Raw genomic sequence first — 17790 nt, forward strand, 5'->3', positions numbered from 1 at the left:
TTGTCTGGCGGCCATAGCGTTGTGGCACCACCTGATCCCATTCCGAACTCAGCAGTGAAACGCAATTGCGCCGATGGTAGTGTGGGGCTTCCCCATGTGAGAGTAGGTCACCGCCAGACACCTAATAAAATAGAAAAGCCCTTCGCGAAAGCGAAGGGCTTTTTTATTTCCAGTGCGTTTAGTGTCGCGCTCACATGGGGAGGTAGACAGCGCGCCAACGGCGCCTCCTTAGCCTGTGCTAGTAGGGTGAGTGACGCCTGGCGTGAGATTGAGTATCTCACTCAGTCACGAACGCCGAAGGGCTATGCCCGTAGGCTGGACTCCGCCAGACACCTAATACAGTGAAGAGGCTACCCGATAGGGTAGCCTTTTTGCGTTTTAGGCCGTTGAAAACAGCAAAGCCCTTCGCGAAAGCGAAGGGCTTTTTTATTTTCAGTGCGCCTAGTGTCGGCAGCCTATAGTGTTGTCATCAAGCTGAAGGGCGATCCCTGGCTAATTAACCGCTCTTTGCTTGCAATAGAAAAAGCTCGGAGACGTAGCGTTTCTTTGTTGTTAATTTATATCTGCATTGTCTTAATTAACGGATTTTTATAAACGGCGCTAAACTATTCATAGTTATCAATAAGAAGGCATTGAGATGAAGCATCGGGTAGACACGCTTTACAGTCAGGAAATTTTGGTGGAGACGGTGGCGCGTTTAGGTAATGAGATTAGTCTTGGTTACCAAGGTACAGATCAATTACTCATGATAGGTCTGTTGAAAGGCTCTGTGATTTTTCTTTCCGATCTGTGCCGACAGGTGAATAGCAGTGTTGAGTTGGACTTTATGGTGGTCAGTAGTTACGGACACCGTATGCAGTCGTCTGGTGACGTACGGATACTCAAAGACATAGAAGTGGACATCAAGGGGCGCGAGGTGCTCATTGTCGAGGATATTATTGACAGTGGTTTTACTTTGAGCAAGGTACGGGAAATGCTGCTTTTAAGAGAGCCGAAATCATTACGGATATGTACCTTACTCAATAAAGTCAGCCGCCGTGAAGTGGATGTGCCTGTGGACTATGTGGGCTTTGAGATCCCGGATGCATTTGTTGTCGGTTATGGCATCGACTGGGCAGAAAAATACCGTAACTTACCCTATATCGGTAAAGTAACTATCGAAGAGTCGTAGCGATGTTATCAATTCGGCGTAGAGCTGATTAGTGCGGGAGATTAGCAGGCTTCGTTGCGACAAGAGAGCGCTAATCATAGTAGGGTTGAGATATAACGCACACTTTGGCGCCTGACTCAGTTGATATTGGTTAAAGCGTATTCGATCAGATAAAAACCGTTTGTTTTGCTCTTTACCTTTGGTCTCTCTTCGGTATAATCGCGCCCTGCTTTAGGAGTGTAGTTCCAATTGGTAGAACAGCGGTCTCCAAAACCGATGGTTGGGGGTTCGAGTCCCTCCACTCCTGCCATACAAAAAGAAAGCCCGCATTTATTGCGGGCTTTCTGCTTTTTAGCTTTTGACTAACCTAGTTAGATTGTCTGCGCAACAGGCGGACGGCGCAAAGTGCAAGACCAAACATCAGTAATACCTGAGGCGCAGGAACTTCACTCTTAACCCTGAAGGAGGTTGCGATATTGAAGTTTGAAGCCACTGTATGGCGCTCAGCAAAAAAGATATCCAAATCATATTCAGTGTCTTCCGCCAAGCCCATGGCCATCAAATCAGCCCCTGTGAGCGTATCGCTGACGGCGGCATGGACGCCACCAAGATCCATCACTAACTTCCCATCGATATATACCCAAAGATCATCGTCACCTAGAAATGCAAATACATCGGTTTCTCTGAAAGTGGTTATCCCTTCTAAATGCATAGTGAAGTGGTAGTTATGATTGCGTCCTTCATTCCCGGCAAGTTCGTTATCAATAGGGAAAAATGCTGAGTCGGTGTAGCTAAATATGCCGGAATCAGGCGCTGTTTCTGTGAGATCTAAATCGAATGCCTTAGTTCCGTTTGTATCCATCCACCAAGCGTCAAAAGAGGCGGCAGAAGTGATATCGCCATCACCATCATTAGCCACAAACTCCGGTAAGCCATCAGCAGCCAGCGTACTTGATACCAACCCTGTGACTAGCCCCGAACAACATGGATCTTCAAAGTCTGCTTCCGCTGCGACTTTGTCATAGATTGTCCCGCTTAGGGTGAGGACACCTGCATTTGCTGATACGACTGAACAAACACTAAAAGCGATGACGGTGATTAGTTGTAAGCACTTCATATCAATCTCCAACACGATTACGTTTTCAGTTCTTATGGTTGAAAAAGCAGCAATATTCACACCAGAGATAGTAACAATATGATTTATCGAACCTTGTTCGCAGATTCAATCCTTATTGTCATTGGCTATTGTAAATATCAATGACGATGCTGGATCTGGATACTTCATTTAACATCGAGAGTAAGGGGGCGTAGTTTGATAAGGCGGTAGTGTTGCTAATATTGTTTTGCTCTTTCTTTTAACACTTCGATAATGCCATTATCAGCCGCAGATAATTGATATTTATGAATATTACTTAGGCTTACCCATTCTATTGCGGTATGTTCGTGCGGATGAGGCGCCTCTGATCCGGCTTTGCATAGGTAACTGGATAGCTCGATGCTTATGTCTGGATAGTGGTGAAGCTGATTTGTGAGCTTGGCTATTATGCTTATTCGTATTCCTAGTTCCTCACTGATCTCCCTTTTCAGTGCTGTTTGTGCTTCTTCCCCTGCTTCAATCTTGCCTCCTGGAAACTCCCAGTAGCCACCACGTGTCTTATGTTTCGGGCGTTTGGCAATAAGCCACTCGCCATTTTCATTTTCTATTACCGCAGCAACGACACTGATCACTCGTTTCACCTCTCACTTTTCTTTCTTGATCTAAATCAATTTGTGATTTGTGTATCAGCTTAGTAATTTCACGCGCTGTAAAAATTGCTGACACCTGTTTGCTTTGCTACAACATAGATATGTGAACTGCTGGCGGGCAGTCACCCTAGGAGTAGCTTACCCCCAACGGTAGCAGTAATGGAGTACAACCGACGTATTACTACTAAAACAGTGTTGGTTGAGGATTATGTATGAAATTAGAAAGCTTGGGTAAGTTGAGTCTGATGATATTAGGTTTGGTAGCCTTATATGGTGCATCTGAGGCGCTAATGTTGCAGACGTCTAGTATGTATGGTTCATCAACTCATCAGTCTGGCAGTATGGTGGTTGCCTTTATCTCTGTACTTTCTGCTGGATTTTGCTTCTTTCTGGCCAAAATGAGCGGTGAAGCGAGGCAAGGCGATCGTGGTTATTTAAAAACATTTTTATCCTGAGAATATTTTCACCTGTACATTCCCTTTTTAACGGCGCTATGCGCCGTTTTTTCATCTAATACGAGTTAACTTTTGATGGCTGAAGCGTCGCAGCTTAAACAGGTTCAATGGTACACTTGGGTAACATTGAACCTGTTTTGTTGTTTGCCGTATAGGCTTTAACCATGTCTCTTAGCACGCTGCAGCAGCAAGTATTAGCTGCGATGAATGTCCCAACCTTTGAAGTCGACAATGTCGAGACGCTTGCTGATGACGCAGCTCTATTTGTTGTCTACGGTGAGTCCCCCGAAGATGCTAAAAACTCGCTTCTTACCCAAAGAGTTTTGGCTATTTTAGGTATCGACAATGCTGAATTTCATAGCTTGAGCTCGGGCAATACAGTAGATCCCCAAAACGCACCGGCAGTCGCTATTGATGGGCTAACGGGATGGCGTATGCAGGGGGGAGATGTTACATGGCGCGGTACTGAGTTGATCACGCCTCCTTTGTTGGATCTTCAACAATCAGCCGCAGCAAAACGGGCTTTATGGCAATGCTTAATGTCTCGATGTGATGGCTTTATTCACAATAACAACCATGTTGAGGCTGGGTGAGTAGAATGAGTCAAATTGCTATTGAGCTGCGAGAGTTAGTTGCTGCAGATATTGCTGCGGTGATGCATATCGAGCAGCGAAGCCACTCACATCCTGCGGCAGAGAGTAATATTCTTCCTAGTCTTACGGGAGCTGATATAAGCATCGCTGCGGTCAATGATGGCCAGGTCATCGGCTTCTATATTGCTAGTCAGGTGCTCGATGAGGTGACCTTGACTGATATAGCCGTATTGCCTGAATTTCAAGGTCAGGGGATTGGTCGTCGGTTGTTGGTAGATATGCTGACGCGGGCAGAGGCAGCAGGAGGCAAACATCTGTTTCTCGAAGTTCGTGCCTCGAATATGGCTGCTCAGGCGTTATATCGATCTGAAGGGTTCAACGAGCTAGGTGTCCGCCATGGCTATTACCCCGGGGCTGACGGTCGGGAAGATGCTGTTATTATGGGTACCAGTTTGGCGTTGTAGTGGTAATAAACTCGCTCGCCCGACGAATCCGCGTTCAAATTGAACGCAAATCCTTTATAATCCTCCGCCAATCAATCCATCTGTAATCTGTATCTCTCTATGACAATGTCGATAGAGGGTTGGGGTCTATGTTTCATGTCCAATGAAGGTCTGCTAAGCGAAGTTAATAAGCGCCGTACTTTCGCTATCATCTCTCACCCGGATGCCGGTAAAACTACCATCACCGAAAAAGTGTTGTTATTCGGAGAAGCGATCAAAAGTGCCGGTACCGTAAAAGGGCGCGGAGGTACAGGTCAGCACGCCAAATCAGACTGGATGGAGATGGAGAAAGAGCGTGGTATCTCTGTGACCACCTCGGTGATGCAGTTTCCTTATCAAGATGCGCTGGTTAATCTGCTTGATACCCCTGGTCACGAAGACTTCTCAGAGGATACCTACCGTACACTCACCGCTGTTGATAGCTGTTTGATGGTGATCGACTCTGCGAAAGGTGTAGAGGCGCGAACTATCAAGTTGATGGAAGTCACCCGCCTGCGTGATACGCCGATTGTGACCTTCATGAACAAGCTTGACCGTGATATCCGCGATCCCATCGAGTTGATGGATGAAGTCGAAGATGTGCTTAATATCGCTTGTGCGCCAATCACTTGGCCTATCGGCTCGGGTAAGCTGTTTAAAGGCGTTTACCATATTTTGCGCGACGAAGTGATCCTCTATCAAAGTGGTCAGGGTCATATGATCCAGGAAGTGCGCACCGTTAAAGGTTTGGATAACCCAGAGCTTGAAAGTGTGATTGGTGAAGACTTCGCTGAACAGCTGCGTGAAGAAATGGAGTTGGTACAGGGCGCTTCGAATGAGTTTGATATGGAGATGTTCCTGGCCGGTGAATTGACTCCTGTCTACTTTGGTACGGCGTTGGGTAACTTTGGTGTCGATCATATCCTTGATGGCTTAGTCGAGTGGGCACCTAAACCACAGCCCCGTGAATCGGCAGAGCGTCAGGTTGAGCCCGCCGAAGAAAAATTCAGTGGGTTCGTGTTTAAGATCCAGGCCAATATGGATCCAAAGCACCGTGACCGAATTGCGTTTATGCGTATCTGTTCCGGTAAATATCAGAAAGGGATGAAGATGCGTCACGTACGCATTGGTAAAGATATCTCGGTCTCTGATGCCGTCACCTTCATGGCTGGTGATCGTAGCCATGCTGATGAGGCCTTTCCCGGCGATATTATTGGCTTGCATAACCACGGTACGATCCAGATAGGTGACACCTTTAGTCAGGGAGAAAACCTGCGTTTTACCGGCATCCCTAACTTTGCTCCGGAGCTGTTTCGCCGCATTCAACTGAAAGATCCGTTGAAGATGAAGCATCTGCAGAAGGGGTTGCTGCAGTTAGCGGAAGAGGGCGCGGTACAGGTATTCCGTCCACTACGTAACAATGATCTGATTGTGGGTGCCGTAGGTATCTTGCAGTTTGACGTGGTGGTTGCACGTTTGAAAAGCGAATATAAAGTGGAAGCGATCTATGAACCGATTAACGTTGCCACTGCGCGTTGGGTAGCTTGTGATGACCAGCGCAAGTTGGATGAGTTCAGTAAGAAAGCCCACGATAACCTGGCATTGGATGGCGGTGATAATCTTACCTATATCGCACCGACCATGGTTAATCTGAGTCTCGCACAAGAGCGTTTCCCTGAGGTGAAGTTTATGACCACACGCGAGCATTAAGCTGCGTTGGTTAGTAAACGTAAAGAGCGAGTCTATTGACTCGCTCTTTTTGGTTTCAGGCTGAAGTTACAGTGGCATAGTCGGTGTAGCCCGCAGCACCACCGCCATAAAAGGTACTATGGGCATCATCGCCAACAGGGGTCAGTGGAAGTTGGTTCCGCGCTCGATATACAAAATCAGGATTGGTGATAAACGGCTGTCCGAAAGCCACTAGATCCGCGAATCCTTGTGCCAATATCTGTTGGGCTGATGACACTGTGTACTTGCCCGCCACCATAATCGGATGGGGGTAGACCTCTCGTACCTGCTGCCGGAAGCTATCTGGTACTTGAGTGTAGTTTGAAATGTTCTCTGAGAAATGGACATAGGCCAACTGTAAATGAGCGAGTTTGGCCAGTGCCTTAATCGTCAGTTCGGTTATTTCAGGATCTGGTTGCGCAGCTCCCTCTGTCACAAAGGGGGATAGACGTATCGCCACTTTGTTTGCACCAATTGCATTGGCGACGGCCTCGGTGACTTCAAGCATAAAACGCATACGATTGTCCTGACTTCCGCCGTAATCGTCTGTGCGTTGATTACTGCTGATGCGGAGAAATTGGTCGATCAAGTAGCCGTGAGCGCCATGTAACTCAACGCCATCAAAACCCGCTGCCATCGCATTTTTTGCCCCCTGCACAAAATCGGCAATCGTGGCTTTGATCTCTTGCTGAGAGAGCGCTCTGGGCTGATCGGTTTCTATCATGCCAAAGCCACCCTCGGGGAGTGGACCAAACACTTGGTCAGGCTCTTTGATTGCCGAGGCTGAAACAGGCGTTTCACCAGCGATAGTGTGATGGGAGCGGCGACCTACATGCCAAAGTTGGACAAAGATTTTGCCACCGGCTTGATGAACAGCTGAGGTAACCTTCTTCCAGCCGGTGATCTGTTCTTCTGTATAAATACCTGGTGTCATGGCGTAACCGCGTGCGACCGCTGAAATAGGTGCGCCTTCGGTGATAATTAACCCCGCAGAGGCGCGCTGGCCATAATAGGTAGCCATCAGATCGTTAGGAATATCACCCGGTTGATCGGTGCGCGAACGGGTCATAGGTGCCATCGCGATACGGTTGTTCAGATGAAGGCTAGCAAACTGATGTGGTGTGAATAGCATGATTCTCTCCGTTATATCTGCCGATGTTAGCGATCGTTAACGTACTTGGCTTGGATACTAAGCCAGGATATTACTGCGCGATATTCATTTGATATATACGTAGTAATCGAAAACATTTTTGTTAATAACGAAATAATAGGGGTTACACTTTGACTGACTCATGCGTTTAATGTCAGCTTTTTTAACAGTGCTTGCGCGCTTTATATTGTTGTTTTAACTAGTTTGCTGTAAATTTCACCAGGATTTTCGGACGGATCCGCAGTCTTCTATACGCTACTTCATGATGAAGTGGCTGTTTACCTTTGAAGATACTTTCTGCATTTAGTGTGCGGACTTATAAGTGGTTTGGTGACGTCTGTTTTGAAGATAATCTCTTTGTATAGCCGGTTTTTCTGCCGTTGCGCCCGCAGCATTCTATGCACTTGCGTGTGTCTACTCGCTATTGTTTCTCACTCCCTTACTGCCAAGCCTGTGGTCAGTGACCCTCGTTTCTCTCAGCTAACTATCACTGATGGCCTGTCGCAAAGCTCAGTTAACGCGGTGTTAATTGATCGCAATGGTTTTCTCTGGATAGGCACTCACTGGGGGCTGAACCGTTACGATGGTTACAAGGTGTCGCCACTCAATCGTCAGCACAACATCCTCAACAAGGCTTCTATCTATGCATTGTTTGAGGATGATGCGGGGCTCATCTGGATCAGTACCGGTTGGGAAGGGATCTATAGCATCGACCCAGCAACCAGTGAAATGAAACAACGTATTGCGATTAAGTCCCGTAGTTTTGATGAGCCGCTGCAGTCATCGGAATTTATTACTCAAGGCCCAGATGGCAAGATCTGGGTGGTGCTTGATGAAAGCATTGTTAGTTATGACAAAGAAACTGAACAGATCACTACCGTATTCGCCTTGTCCGATGCAGAGGTTGCTGTGCAGCAGCACGTTCGGACGATGGCTTTCTGGCAGGGAGAAGTGCTGGTTGGTACGTCAACAGGCCTGTACCTGCTTGATCGTCTCACTCAGAAACTGACTTTGTTGACTCATCTGCGGCCTGATTCTCGAACCCTTGATGCTGATAATACCAAGGCACTTTATGTTGCTGAGGATGATAGCTTATACATAGGTACCGTTGATGGTTTATTTCGACTTAGCGCTCAACAGGTGGCGGCGTTAATTAAGTCTCCCGAAACAGAACTTTATTCCACCCCCCTTATTGATGGGCGCAACATCTGGAAGATTGTCGTTAGCGGCGAGACGATCTACTTGCCAACAGATGAGGGCGTGTTCCGTTTTATTCCTTCGACACAGACAGCAGAGCAGATATTTCTGCCAAGTGACGCGCCTTATGGTATCTCCAGCGATCAACTTTATGATCTAACTGTCGATGATGAGGGCAATTTGTGGCTTGGTTCGGATGCTGCGGGTGCCCTCTACTGGCAGACCGCCAATGATCTTTTTAGCAACCGCCACAGCTTAAACAGTGAGTTAAGCCATGATGCTGTTTGGTCACTCTATCTACAGGATGAAACAACCTTGTGGCTTGGCAGTGATAATGGCTTAAACCGTTATCGCTTGGATACCGATGAGATAACCGCTTATCTGGTGGATGAAGATCATAAATCGGTAGAATCGTCAGGCTCTATCTATCAAATTCTCAGTGCTGGAGATACCCAACTCTGGTTGTATACGCCGCAAGGTCTTTATCTGTTTGATATGGAAACTGGCCAAGCTGAGCCTTTAACTGATTTAGTACCCGAATCCAGGGCGATATTCGCGATGGACACATGGGGCTATTACCAGGCCCCTGACGACACGATTTGGTTCGTTGGAGAAGAAGCTTTTTATCGTTTTGATCCATTGGCCAATAGCATTGTAGAGCATCAACTATTCGATGTCGGTGAGCTTAAACCTGAACTTGTATGGGGTTTCTTAGGGCAACTGCCTGGTGACGATAACGGCGTATTGGTTAGCGCGACCCATAGTCTTTGGCGACTAGATATCGAAACGGGCGAAACGAGGAAATTGCACAGTATTAGTCGTGCACGGGCTCAGCGATATGTTTATCCGGAAAGTTGGGTTGTTGATCGCAATAATACACTGTGGGTGACCTATCCCGGTGCCGGTTTGGTGGGGCTTGATAGCATCAGCTTTGAGGAGAAATTCCTATATGATCAAACAAATCGCTTACCTGCCAACGAAGTGTATGGCTTGCAGCTGGATGGCCGGGGCGACCTTTGGCTAAGTTCGCTGAAAGGGATCCTAAAGATCAATGTTGATAACCATCACCTGCGCCACTACTCCTACAACCATGGCCTAGCTACCGAAGAGTTTAATGAATTTTCTGCCGTGCAGCTCGCTGATGGTCGTATTGCTTACGGCAGTTATAAGGGCGTGACTTTGTTTGAGCCTAATCAGCTCACTTCGCATGCGCGAGTTCATCCACCCCGTATCGCTATATCCAATATCGAACTACTGTCTCGCGATCTGTCTATGCCGTTAACCAATCTCAATGGTGCCCGTATCGACTTGGCGCATAATGATGTCGGCTTAAGTATCGAGTTTTCGGGTCTGACTTTTTCTGAACAGAATAATCTGCGTTTTCAGTACGAGTTGACCGGCGGCAAAGATATCTCCTATCCATTGACCCGAGATAATCGGGCGACCTTTGCCACGCTTAATCCTGGTCAGTATCAGTTTCGGGTATGGGCTTACTCTGCTGACTCCGGAGAGCGCGGTGAGATGGCGACGATTGATATTGTTGTCGCCTACCCGCCATGGGCATCGCCGGGGGCCTACTTCGGTTACGCAGTTTTGCTTATTACACTACTGCTATTGGTATGGCGCAGGCATCGCTTGCATCAATCTCAGATCGCTCAGGCTCATGAGGCGACCAAGCAAAGTGAACAGCGTATGCAGCTGGCACTGACCGGCAGCGATAGCGGTATTTGGGAATGGGATGAGCAACAGAACTGTTTTGTTCAGAATCGTTTTGAAGCCCTACTGGGGTATCAGGTACCAGTGGCGCTTACGCTTGATGAACTTCTCCACTTCATTCATCCCTCAGATCAGCAGCGTTTTAAGGCGGCTTGGCAAATATTTGTTTATGGCGATAACACTACGTTTGATGTCAGCTATCGACTGCGTCATCAGCAAGGGCATTATCTCTATTTCCGTGATTTAGGGAGCCTGGTTACACGGGATCAAACGTCACGGATTATTGGTACCTACACGGATGTGACAGATATCTATTCGACGAAAGAGCGCGCCAGCCTGTTTGGTCGCATTTTTGAGCACTCCCACGAGTGGGTGATGGTGTTGAATAAGCACTTTCGGGTAATTGATGCAAACCCCGCACTAAGGGCGATTATCGGTTCCCGCAGTGAAGAGGATTTCCCCGAAAAACTAGCCGAGCTGTTAGCGTTAAATCCTGATGGAAAAAGGCTGATTTTGGCGCAGATCCGCAAGTTAAGCTTTGGTGAACAGTGGAATGGTGAGTTAGCTTTTGTCGCCCCCTCAGGGCAGCGTTATGAAGTGGAAGTGGATCTCTACTCGGTTGCCAGTGGTGATTCATTATCGCCAGAGCACTACGCCATTACCCTCAGTGATATCACTGAGCAAAAGAAAGTGCAGGCGCAGCTTAAAAAGATGGCCAGCTTTGATGGCTTGACCGGCTTGCCTAACCGTATGTTATTTCTGGATCGTTTGAGCCATGCGATTGACCAGGCGGAAAGGGCTGCAACATCATTGGCAGTGATGTTTATTGATTTGGACAAATTTAAGCAGATCAATGACAGCTTGGGTCATGATGCTGGTGATGCATTGCTTTGCCATGTCGCAACACAGGTCACCCAGTGTCTACGAAAAGAGGATACGGTCGCGCGTTTATCCGGTGATGAGTTTGTGGTGATGCTGGAGAACATTGACGCTAATGAAGCGAGCCGCGTGGCTAACACCTTAAATCAGGTGATCCAGCAGCCATTGCAGTTGGGGGCAGAGGCGATCAGTGTTGGTTCCAGCATAGGTATTGCTATGTATCCCATGGATGGCCGCCGTGGTGATGAGCTGATAAAGCACGCTGATATTGCTATGTACCATGCCAAGAATGCCCGCGCGTTCTCCGTACAGTTTTACCAGACAGAGATGAACCATCAGGTCAGGGAGCGCTTATCTCTGGCTAATGGATTAAAAGATGCAGTGAAGGACAAGGCGTTTAGTTGCTGCTATCAACCTATCATCGACTTTTCGAGCGGTCAGGTGATCGCCTTAGAGCTATTAATTCGCTGGCAGCGTGACGGCGTTACTGTGCCGCCAATGACCTTTATCCCGATCGCGGAAGAGATGGGACTGATTGGTGAAATGACATGGCAGGCACTTCACCTCGGGCTGACAGATCTCCGCCACTGGTATCAACTGGGTTATCAACCTCGCTTGTCATTGAACCTGTCGGCGCGCCATTTTGACGTCGAGGGGCTGACACAAGAGCTTGTTAGCTTGATGGCTGACTATGAGCTGCCTTGCAGTGCGCTCTCTTTGGAGATCACCGAAGGTGCTTTAATGAGTGATCATGTGCGTGCACAGGCGATGATGAATCGACTGAATGAAGCAGGCTTTACTCTGGCGCTTGATGATTTTGGAACGGGCTACTCTTCACTTAAGTATCTACAGGCATTCCCCATCGATATTCTAAAAATTGATCGTAGTTTCGTTAGCGAGATAGGCGTATCAGACAGTGCCGAGGGGATTATCAATGCCACCTTAAAGTTGGCAGAGATCCTCAATATGCAGTGCATTGCGGAAGGGATAGAGACGCGAGAGCAAGCATTGTTCTTCGCCGAGCGGGGTTGTGATTGGCTACAGGGTTACTATTTTTCCCGCCCAGTCATTGCCGAAAATGTTCCCGCTTTGTTGGCTAGCAGCTTGCCATCAGCACTGGATAGCTAGCTGTCTGTTGGCCGTTGGCTATGCCCGTTAAGGTTCTGTCGAAGGCGTTCGGCACACACGGTTGGCAGCGCTTGGCAAACCCAAGTGCCTTGCATCTCAAGTCCGCCGTGCGCATCTGCCCGTGGCATAAACTCAACGTATAAACCACAACCCGGCCCGGTATGTACCAGATAGTTGAACGCTTCTGGCTTGCCGTCTTTTACCAGCTCAGCACGCATCGCTAGAATGGCATCCCGCATCGCTTCTGTGAGGTCAGCGAGTGTTTTTTCCGGTAGATGGTATAGATGACTGTGGTCTGACTGCTTCACTACGGCCAACATGGTGTAAGGGCGGGGCATAAAGTAGGGCACCATCAACACCACATCACCATAGTCTTTTACCATCAGATCTTCAGCATTTTCTCTGAGCATATAATCTGAAAAATTCTCAAAGTGGCGGGCATAAAAACGCCAATCGTTAAAGCTGCTCCTGCACATCACGTTGGCAAAGAGGATCTGCTGGTGGCCGTGGGTCAGTGATGCGCCCGCTTTAACACCAAAATTCTTAAAAATACTGAGATAACCTCTGGTTTCACCATTACTGCCAGCCGATTTCGGCATCGCCACCGCTTCGGTGAGTAACTTACGTTCCATGATAGCCAGTTGCTCCATGGTGAGCACGAGATCCTCTAATGGCATATTGTGCCAATCTTTATCATGCTCGGTGCTGGTCCACTGCAGGAAATGACCACCAAAGGCGTTGCCACCACGGACGATGGCATGGCTACCAACCTCGTCTGGCTCTACCTTCATTAAGCCATGGGCATGCACCACCGGGTAAAGGTTCTCAGTGATAAAACTGGCGCCATCCGACAATGGCTGTACATGACAGACACTGGTGAGGTTCCCCGCACAGATAGGACAGTTGTCGCCAGTCGTGACTTCAGCGGGCTTGTCTGCAGTGGAGTGCGGGCGATTCGCTCTGGATGCGCTAAAAATAGTGATTTCGCCATCGCGGGGATCTATTTGGTAATGGGATTCGGGTAGGTTGTGCGAGCTATCGGTGCCATTCACCAATGCTTTAACAAGTTCACTGATGGGGGCTGACATGGGGTCATCGCTGAGTAAATGTTTTTGAAGTTCCTGCAACGAAAGCTTATTTGTCATGTTGCCGTCATCCTTAGTAAAGGCGAGTCGTTGCTGTTCGCGCTATGGAATAAATTGGTATTCCACCGTGCCATCCGCAGCATCGTAAAAAAAGCTGTAACGGGTATCATCTTGGTAAGTGTAGAGGCACTGTTGACCACCTAAATGGCTGGCAAGGTAATCACCTGATTCATTGGCCGTGCGCGCAACGGTTTGGGTCGAGTCCATTAAGCCAATCCACGCCTGCGCGCAGTCTTGGACATTATTAATACCAATCGCTCCATAAACCGAGGGATCTTCAGGTGTATCGGCAGGCGCGTTGGCGAGCCAATCTTCCCATATCCCTGCTGGCCAGCCATTGGCATTGACATCAACACCACTTGTTCCGCGGGCGGCGAAATTGGGGTCTTCAGATCGTGGCAGTGCCGATAGGTTGTAGATGCCGACGTTTAAACGCTTTACAGCCCAAGCTGCATTTGCCAAATCTACTGAGGTTTTAAATGCTTTGGCCGAGTAGCGGACGGTGGATTCGGTCGCTTCATCATTTAAGTTGATAAAACGAGATAGCGCAGTGACAGCGAGTATTCCGAGTATAATCAACACAACAACCAGCTCAATCAGGGTAAAGCCCCGATGGATTTGGTGACTATGGCTATATATGCGTTTCATATTAGCTATCATAGCTGGCTTTAAAGCCGATACAAACAGAGATTGATCAATGTGTTAGTGGACTCTCATTGTCATCTGGACTTGGCTCCTTTTTCTGCCGATCTAGCGTTGGTTATTCGTCGTGCCCAGGCGGCAGGCGTAACACGGTTGGTCGTGCCAGCGGTCAGCGCCAAGCGCTGGCCGGCGTTGCTGGCACTGGCTGAGCAATACGCGCCGATTTATATCGCATTGGGTCTGCACCCCTACTTCCAGGCAGAGCATAGCGAACAGGATTTGCTGTTACTTGAGTCCTTGCTGGCACAGCGCCACCCTAAGGTCGTCGCCGTTGGCGAGTGTGGTTTAGATTGGGTGATAGCAGATGCCGATCGCGCCAAGCAACAAACCCTATTAGAACAACAATGGTTGCTGGCGGAAAAATTCGAACTGCCCGTTATCTTGCATGTGCGCAAAGCGCACCCAGAGCTGCTGTCATTATTGAAAGCCAAACCGGCACAGAAGGGGGCCGTGATACACGCCTTTAGCGGTAGCTTACAACTCGCCAATGATTACATTCAGCATGGTTGCTTACTCGGCATCGGTGGCGTGATCACCTACCCACGAGCGGCGAAAACCCGTGCCGCAGTGGCCGAGCTGCCACTAAGCAAATTGTTGCTAGAAACTGACGCCCCCGATATGCCATTGGCTGGTTTTCAAGGGCAACGGAATGAGCCGGCGCGCGTCGTGCAGGTGGCTGAGTCATTAGCGGCGCTAAAGCAGCTGCCGCTGGCTGATATTTATTCGCAAACCGGTGCCAATGCAACGCAGCTATTTGGCTTCAAACCATAAGTAGCATTCCGATTGTCAGGGTTGCCAGCAGTGCCAGGGTTGCGGGTGCTGAAGCAATAAGCGACCATACCCTTATTCGCTTAACTGCCGAGTCTGTTCGGCTGGAAATCTAATCTTATTATCGCCATGACAGCCAAGACCGAGCCTGCTTATTCGCCTCTAACCAACTCAGCTGCGTTCATGCCAGAAGCGGCTTTGGCGCAGTTACGGGCGCAGTTTCCTGCCCTGCAGCTAAAAGTGGCAGATACGCCGTTGGTCTATCTTGATAACGCCGCCACCAGCCAAAAGCCCCATTGCGTGATTGATGCCGTGGTCAATCATTGGCAGCGCCACAATGCCAATGTCCATCGTGCCAGTCACCGCCTGAGTCGCTTTGCCACCGAAGCATTTGAAGAGGCTAGGCAGACCGTCGCCCGTTTTATCCATGCGCCAAGTGCAGCACAGATCGTTTGGACGCGAGGCACCACCGAGAGCATTAATCTGCTGGCCAATGTTTTTACCAACCTGCTGAAACCTGGGGATGAGATCTTACTGACGGCGATGGAACATCACGCCAACATTGTGCCTTGGCAACTACTCTGCGAGCGCACCGGTGCGGTGCTGAACGTGGTGCCAGTGCTAGGTGATGGCCGGTTAGATATGGCGCAATTCGCCGCGCTGTTAAGCTCACGCACTAAAGTGTTTGCCGTGGGGCATGCCTCCAATGCTTTGGGCACGATTCATCCGGTACAGCAGATGGTGGCCGCCGCCAAGAACGTGGGCGCGATCACCGTGGTGGATGGCGCACAGGCGGTGGCTCATTTAGCGGTGGATGTACAAGCGCTGGATTGTGATTTCTATGCCTTCTCTGGTCATAAAATGTTTGCCCCCAGCGGGATCGGCGTACTGTATGGCAAGGCTGCTGCCTTAGCAGCTTTACCGCCTTGGCAGGGCGGTGGTGAGATGATCGAAAAAGTGAGTTTTTCCGGCAGCCGCTTTCAGGCGCCGCCATTTCGATTTGAAGCGGGTACGCCCAATATCGAGGGGGCTATTGGTTTGGCGGCGGCCATTGATTTCATCAATGCGCAGCCACGCCAGCAATGGCTGGCCCACGAACAAGCGTTGCGCCAACACACATATCAACGTCTGGCTGCACTGCCAGGGGTGACCTTATATGGGCCGCCAGCCGATGCCAATGACGTCGTCAGTTTGGTCTCTATTACCATCGATGGCGTACATGGCAAAGATATGGGCATGTTGTTGGATCAGCAGCAGGTGGCTGTAAGGGTAGGGCACCATTGTGCCATGCCGCTAATGGAACAGTTGGGTATTAACGGCACGTTACGGATCAGTTTTGCTGCCTATAACAGCCTTGCCGAAGCCGACCGTGTGGTGGATTTAATTGCCGGGTTCTTAGTTGATGCGTTGGCCGATACGTCGGCTGAAAACTCGGCCGATAACTTAGTCGATGACTCTGCGGAAAAATTAACAGAGAACACCGACCAGCTTGCTATGGCAGCCGCTTCTCACTCCAGCCCGCCGGGCGAGCCAGAAACCGTGGCGGCAGTCATCGACGACAAAGCGTTACCGCTTTGGGTATGGCCATTAGCGGAGCTACAAGCATTGATCACCACGGCCAAGGGTTGGGAAGGGCGCAATCGCCAGTTGATGTTGATGGCTAAAAAGCTACCCGGCTTAAAACCGGAACAGAAACAACCCGCAGCCGAAGTGACAGGTTGCGAGAGCCGCACTTGGTTGTTGCATCAGGTTAAAGATGGCTGTCATTGGTTTGCCGCCGATTCTGATGCCCGCATTGTGCGGGGCTTACTGGTGCTGTTACTGGCGGCGGTTAATGGTCAAACTACGGCAGTGGTGCAAGCATTTGATGGCCGCCAGTGGTTGCGCGATCTGGGACTGTTAGAGCATTTAAGCCCCTCCCGCGGCAATGGTTTATTGGCTATCGTTGATGCCATCCAGCACGCTGTATCAGACCCTAACCATCGTCCTTAAGCTAATAAAAGAAGGTAGCCTTTTCGTGCAAAACTCAGTGCGTTTAATTCAACCAGAGGCTCAGACTCACAAGCCGATCACGCCAGCTAAAATCGTCTGCGTTGGGCGTAACTACGTTGACCACATCAAAGAGCTGAACAACGAAGTACCGGATCAGCCGGTCTACTTTCTAAAGCCAAATTCAGCGATCAGCAACACCCTGTACAGCGTATTGGGCGAGCCTCTGCACTACGAAACCGAGATCTGTTTCTTGGTTGAGCAGGGCAAGCTTATTGCTGCGGGCGTCGGTTTGGATATCACCAAGCGCGGCTTACAAAGCCAGCTTAAGGCCAAGTCACTGCCTTGGGAACGCGCCAAAGCGTTTGATGGCTCGGCCCTGTTTAGCGACTTTGTAGCTATCGACAGCCTCAGCCAACAATTGCAATTGAAACTGTGGATAGATAGCGTGCTAGTGCAGCAGGGAGGCATCAGCTTGATGCTGCATAAACCTGACGCCGTACTCGCCGATATTGCGGAATTTATGACACTGCAGGATGGCGACATCTTGATGACAGGCACGCCCAAAGGCGTTGGGCAAATAGTCGCCGGACAGCGCTTTGTCGCGCAGTTGCTGGATGGTGAGCAATGCCTGACCGAAGTCAGTTGGGTTGCGGTTTAGGTATGATTTGTCCATCGCCAACCTCAGCGCACTTTTGTGAGCTGTAGACAAAAGTGCTTTTAATCAGTGAGTTATGATTAAGTAATCATAAAATGGGATAGAGACATCTAGTCGGTATATAGGGATAGGTATACATCGCTCCCTTATCCAGATAGATGGTCTGTGTAGATCTATTTAGCGTTGTACTCGCCGAGGCAGGCCTCGGGGAAGTCTTTTTTTGCTAGATTGCTGGATAAATAAACAGTGGTTTGCTATAGCTTAGTCCATGAAAAGGACACTGCAAACGCTGCTGGATCAGCAC

Annotated in this window: 14 protein-coding genes, 1 tRNA gene and 1 rRNA gene; 11 read left to right on the top strand and 5 right to left on the bottom strand. The window is 49.2% G+C overall.

Going from position 1 to position 17790, the window contains the following annotated elements; all coding sequences use genetic code 11:
• Positions 1–3 precede the first annotated feature (3 nt).
• The 3 genes from rrf (at position 4) to DU002_RS18990 (ending at position 1460) form a co-directional block, all read left to right on the top strand.
• Positions 4–119 (top strand): 5S ribosomal RNA (rrf, locus tag DU002_RS18980).
• A 518-nt stretch (positions 120–637) separates the two neighbouring features.
• Positions 638–1171, top strand: a complete 534-nt coding sequence (hpt, locus tag DU002_RS18985) for a hypoxanthine phosphoribosyltransferase (RefSeq protein ID WP_114340032.1) — start codon at positions 638–640, stop codon at positions 1169–1171.
• Positions 1172–1383: 212 nt separating this feature from the next.
• Positions 1384–1460 (top strand) — tRNA-Trp (locus DU002_RS18990).
• Positions 1461–1517: 57 nt separating this feature from the next.
• Here DU002_RS18990 and DU002_RS18995 read toward each other — a convergent pair.
• The gene (locus DU002_RS18995; protein ID WP_114340033.1) at positions 1518–2267 is read right to left on the bottom strand and encodes a fibro-slime domain-containing protein; all 750 of its coding nucleotides are present in this window, start codon (positions 2265–2267) and stop codon (positions 1518–1520) included.
• A 215-nt stretch (positions 2268–2482) separates the two neighbouring features.
• Positions 2483–2887: a (deoxy)nucleoside triphosphate pyrophosphohydrolase gene (locus DU002_RS19000; RefSeq protein WP_114340034.1), complete on the bottom strand. Its 405-nt coding sequence runs from the start codon at positions 2885–2887 to the stop codon at positions 2483–2485.
• Between the two features lie 221 nt (positions 2888–3108).
• Here DU002_RS19000 and DU002_RS19005 point away from each other — a divergent pair, with 221 nt between their 5' ends.
• The 4 genes from DU002_RS19005 (at position 3109) to prfC (ending at position 6136) form a co-directional block, all read left to right on the top strand.
• Positions 3109–3351 (top strand): hypothetical protein, encoded by a 243-nt coding sequence (locus DU002_RS19005; RefSeq protein ID WP_114340035.1) that lies wholly within the window; start codon positions 3109–3111, stop codon positions 3349–3351.
• 164 nt (positions 3352–3515) lie between these two features.
• Entirely contained in the window at positions 3516–3944 is a 429-nt protein-coding gene (locus DU002_RS19010; RefSeq protein ID WP_114340036.1) for a DNA polymerase III subunit psi, read from the top strand.
• Positions 3945–3949: 5 nt separating this feature from the next.
• Positions 3950–4408 carry a ribosomal protein S18-alanine N-acetyltransferase gene (gene rimI / locus DU002_RS19015; RefSeq protein ID WP_114340037.1) on the top strand — a complete coding sequence of 153 codons (459 nt, stop codon included), beginning with the start codon at positions 3950–3952 and terminating at the stop codon, positions 4406–4408.
• Positions 4409–4543: 135 nt separating this feature from the next.
• Positions 4544–6136 carry a peptide chain release factor 3 gene (prfC, locus tag DU002_RS19020; protein ID WP_114340038.1) on the top strand — a complete coding sequence of 531 codons (1593 nt, stop codon included), beginning with the start codon at positions 4544–4546 and terminating at the stop codon, positions 6134–6136.
• A 55-nt stretch (positions 6137–6191) separates the two neighbouring features.
• On the opposite strand, the gene DU002_RS19025 is transcribed toward prfC, so the two are convergent.
• Entirely contained in the window at positions 6192–7286 is a 1095-nt protein-coding gene (locus DU002_RS19025; protein WP_114340039.1) for an alkene reductase, read from the bottom strand.
• A gap of 426 nt (positions 7287–7712) precedes the next feature.
• On the opposite strand from DU002_RS19025, the gene DU002_RS19030 reads away from it, so the two are divergent.
• Positions 7713–12224 (top strand): EAL domain-containing protein, encoded by a 4512-nt coding sequence (locus DU002_RS19030; RefSeq protein ID WP_147271903.1) that lies wholly within the window; start codon positions 7713–7715, stop codon positions 12222–12224.
• On the opposite strand, the gene DU002_RS19035 is transcribed toward DU002_RS19030, so the two are convergent.
• Both DU002_RS19035 and DU002_RS19600 read right to left on the bottom strand, forming a co-directional pair.
• Positions 12221–13369 (bottom strand): HIT family protein, encoded by a 1149-nt coding sequence (locus DU002_RS19035; RefSeq protein ID WP_114340041.1) that lies wholly within the window; start codon positions 13367–13369, stop codon positions 12221–12223. The genes DU002_RS19030 and DU002_RS19035 overlap by 4 nt on opposite strands.
• A gap of 42 nt (positions 13370–13411) precedes the next feature.
• Positions 13412–14017, bottom strand: a complete 606-nt coding sequence (locus DU002_RS19600; protein ID WP_158538160.1) for a type II secretion system protein — start codon at positions 14015–14017, stop codon at positions 13412–13414.
• 51 nt (positions 14018–14068) lie between these two features.
• On the opposite strand from DU002_RS19600, the gene DU002_RS19045 reads away from it, so the two are divergent.
• From DU002_RS19045 to DU002_RS19055, 3 genes are all read left to right on the top strand, one after another.
• The gene (locus tag DU002_RS19045) at positions 14069–14842 is read left to right on the top strand and encodes a TatD family hydrolase (RefSeq protein WP_199405283.1); all 774 of its coding nucleotides are present in this window, start codon (positions 14069–14071) and stop codon (positions 14840–14842) included.
• A gap of 180 nt (positions 14843–15022) precedes the next feature.
• A complete protein-coding gene (locus DU002_RS19050) occupies positions 15023–16831 on the top strand; it encodes a SufS family cysteine desulfurase (protein WP_114340045.1) in 1809 nt (602 codons plus the stop codon).
• Positions 16832–16856: 25 nt separating this feature from the next.
• The gene (locus DU002_RS19055; protein ID WP_233496551.1) at positions 16857–17489 is read left to right on the top strand and encodes a fumarylacetoacetate hydrolase family protein; all 633 of its coding nucleotides are present in this window, start codon (positions 16857–16859) and stop codon (positions 17487–17489) included.
• The last annotated feature ends 301 nt before the right edge of the window (positions 17490–17790 follow it).

This window comes from Corallincola holothuriorum, assembly GCF_003336225.1.
GTDB classification, from domain to species: Bacteria; Pseudomonadota; Gammaproteobacteria; order Enterobacterales; family Neiellaceae; genus Corallincola; species Corallincola holothuriorum.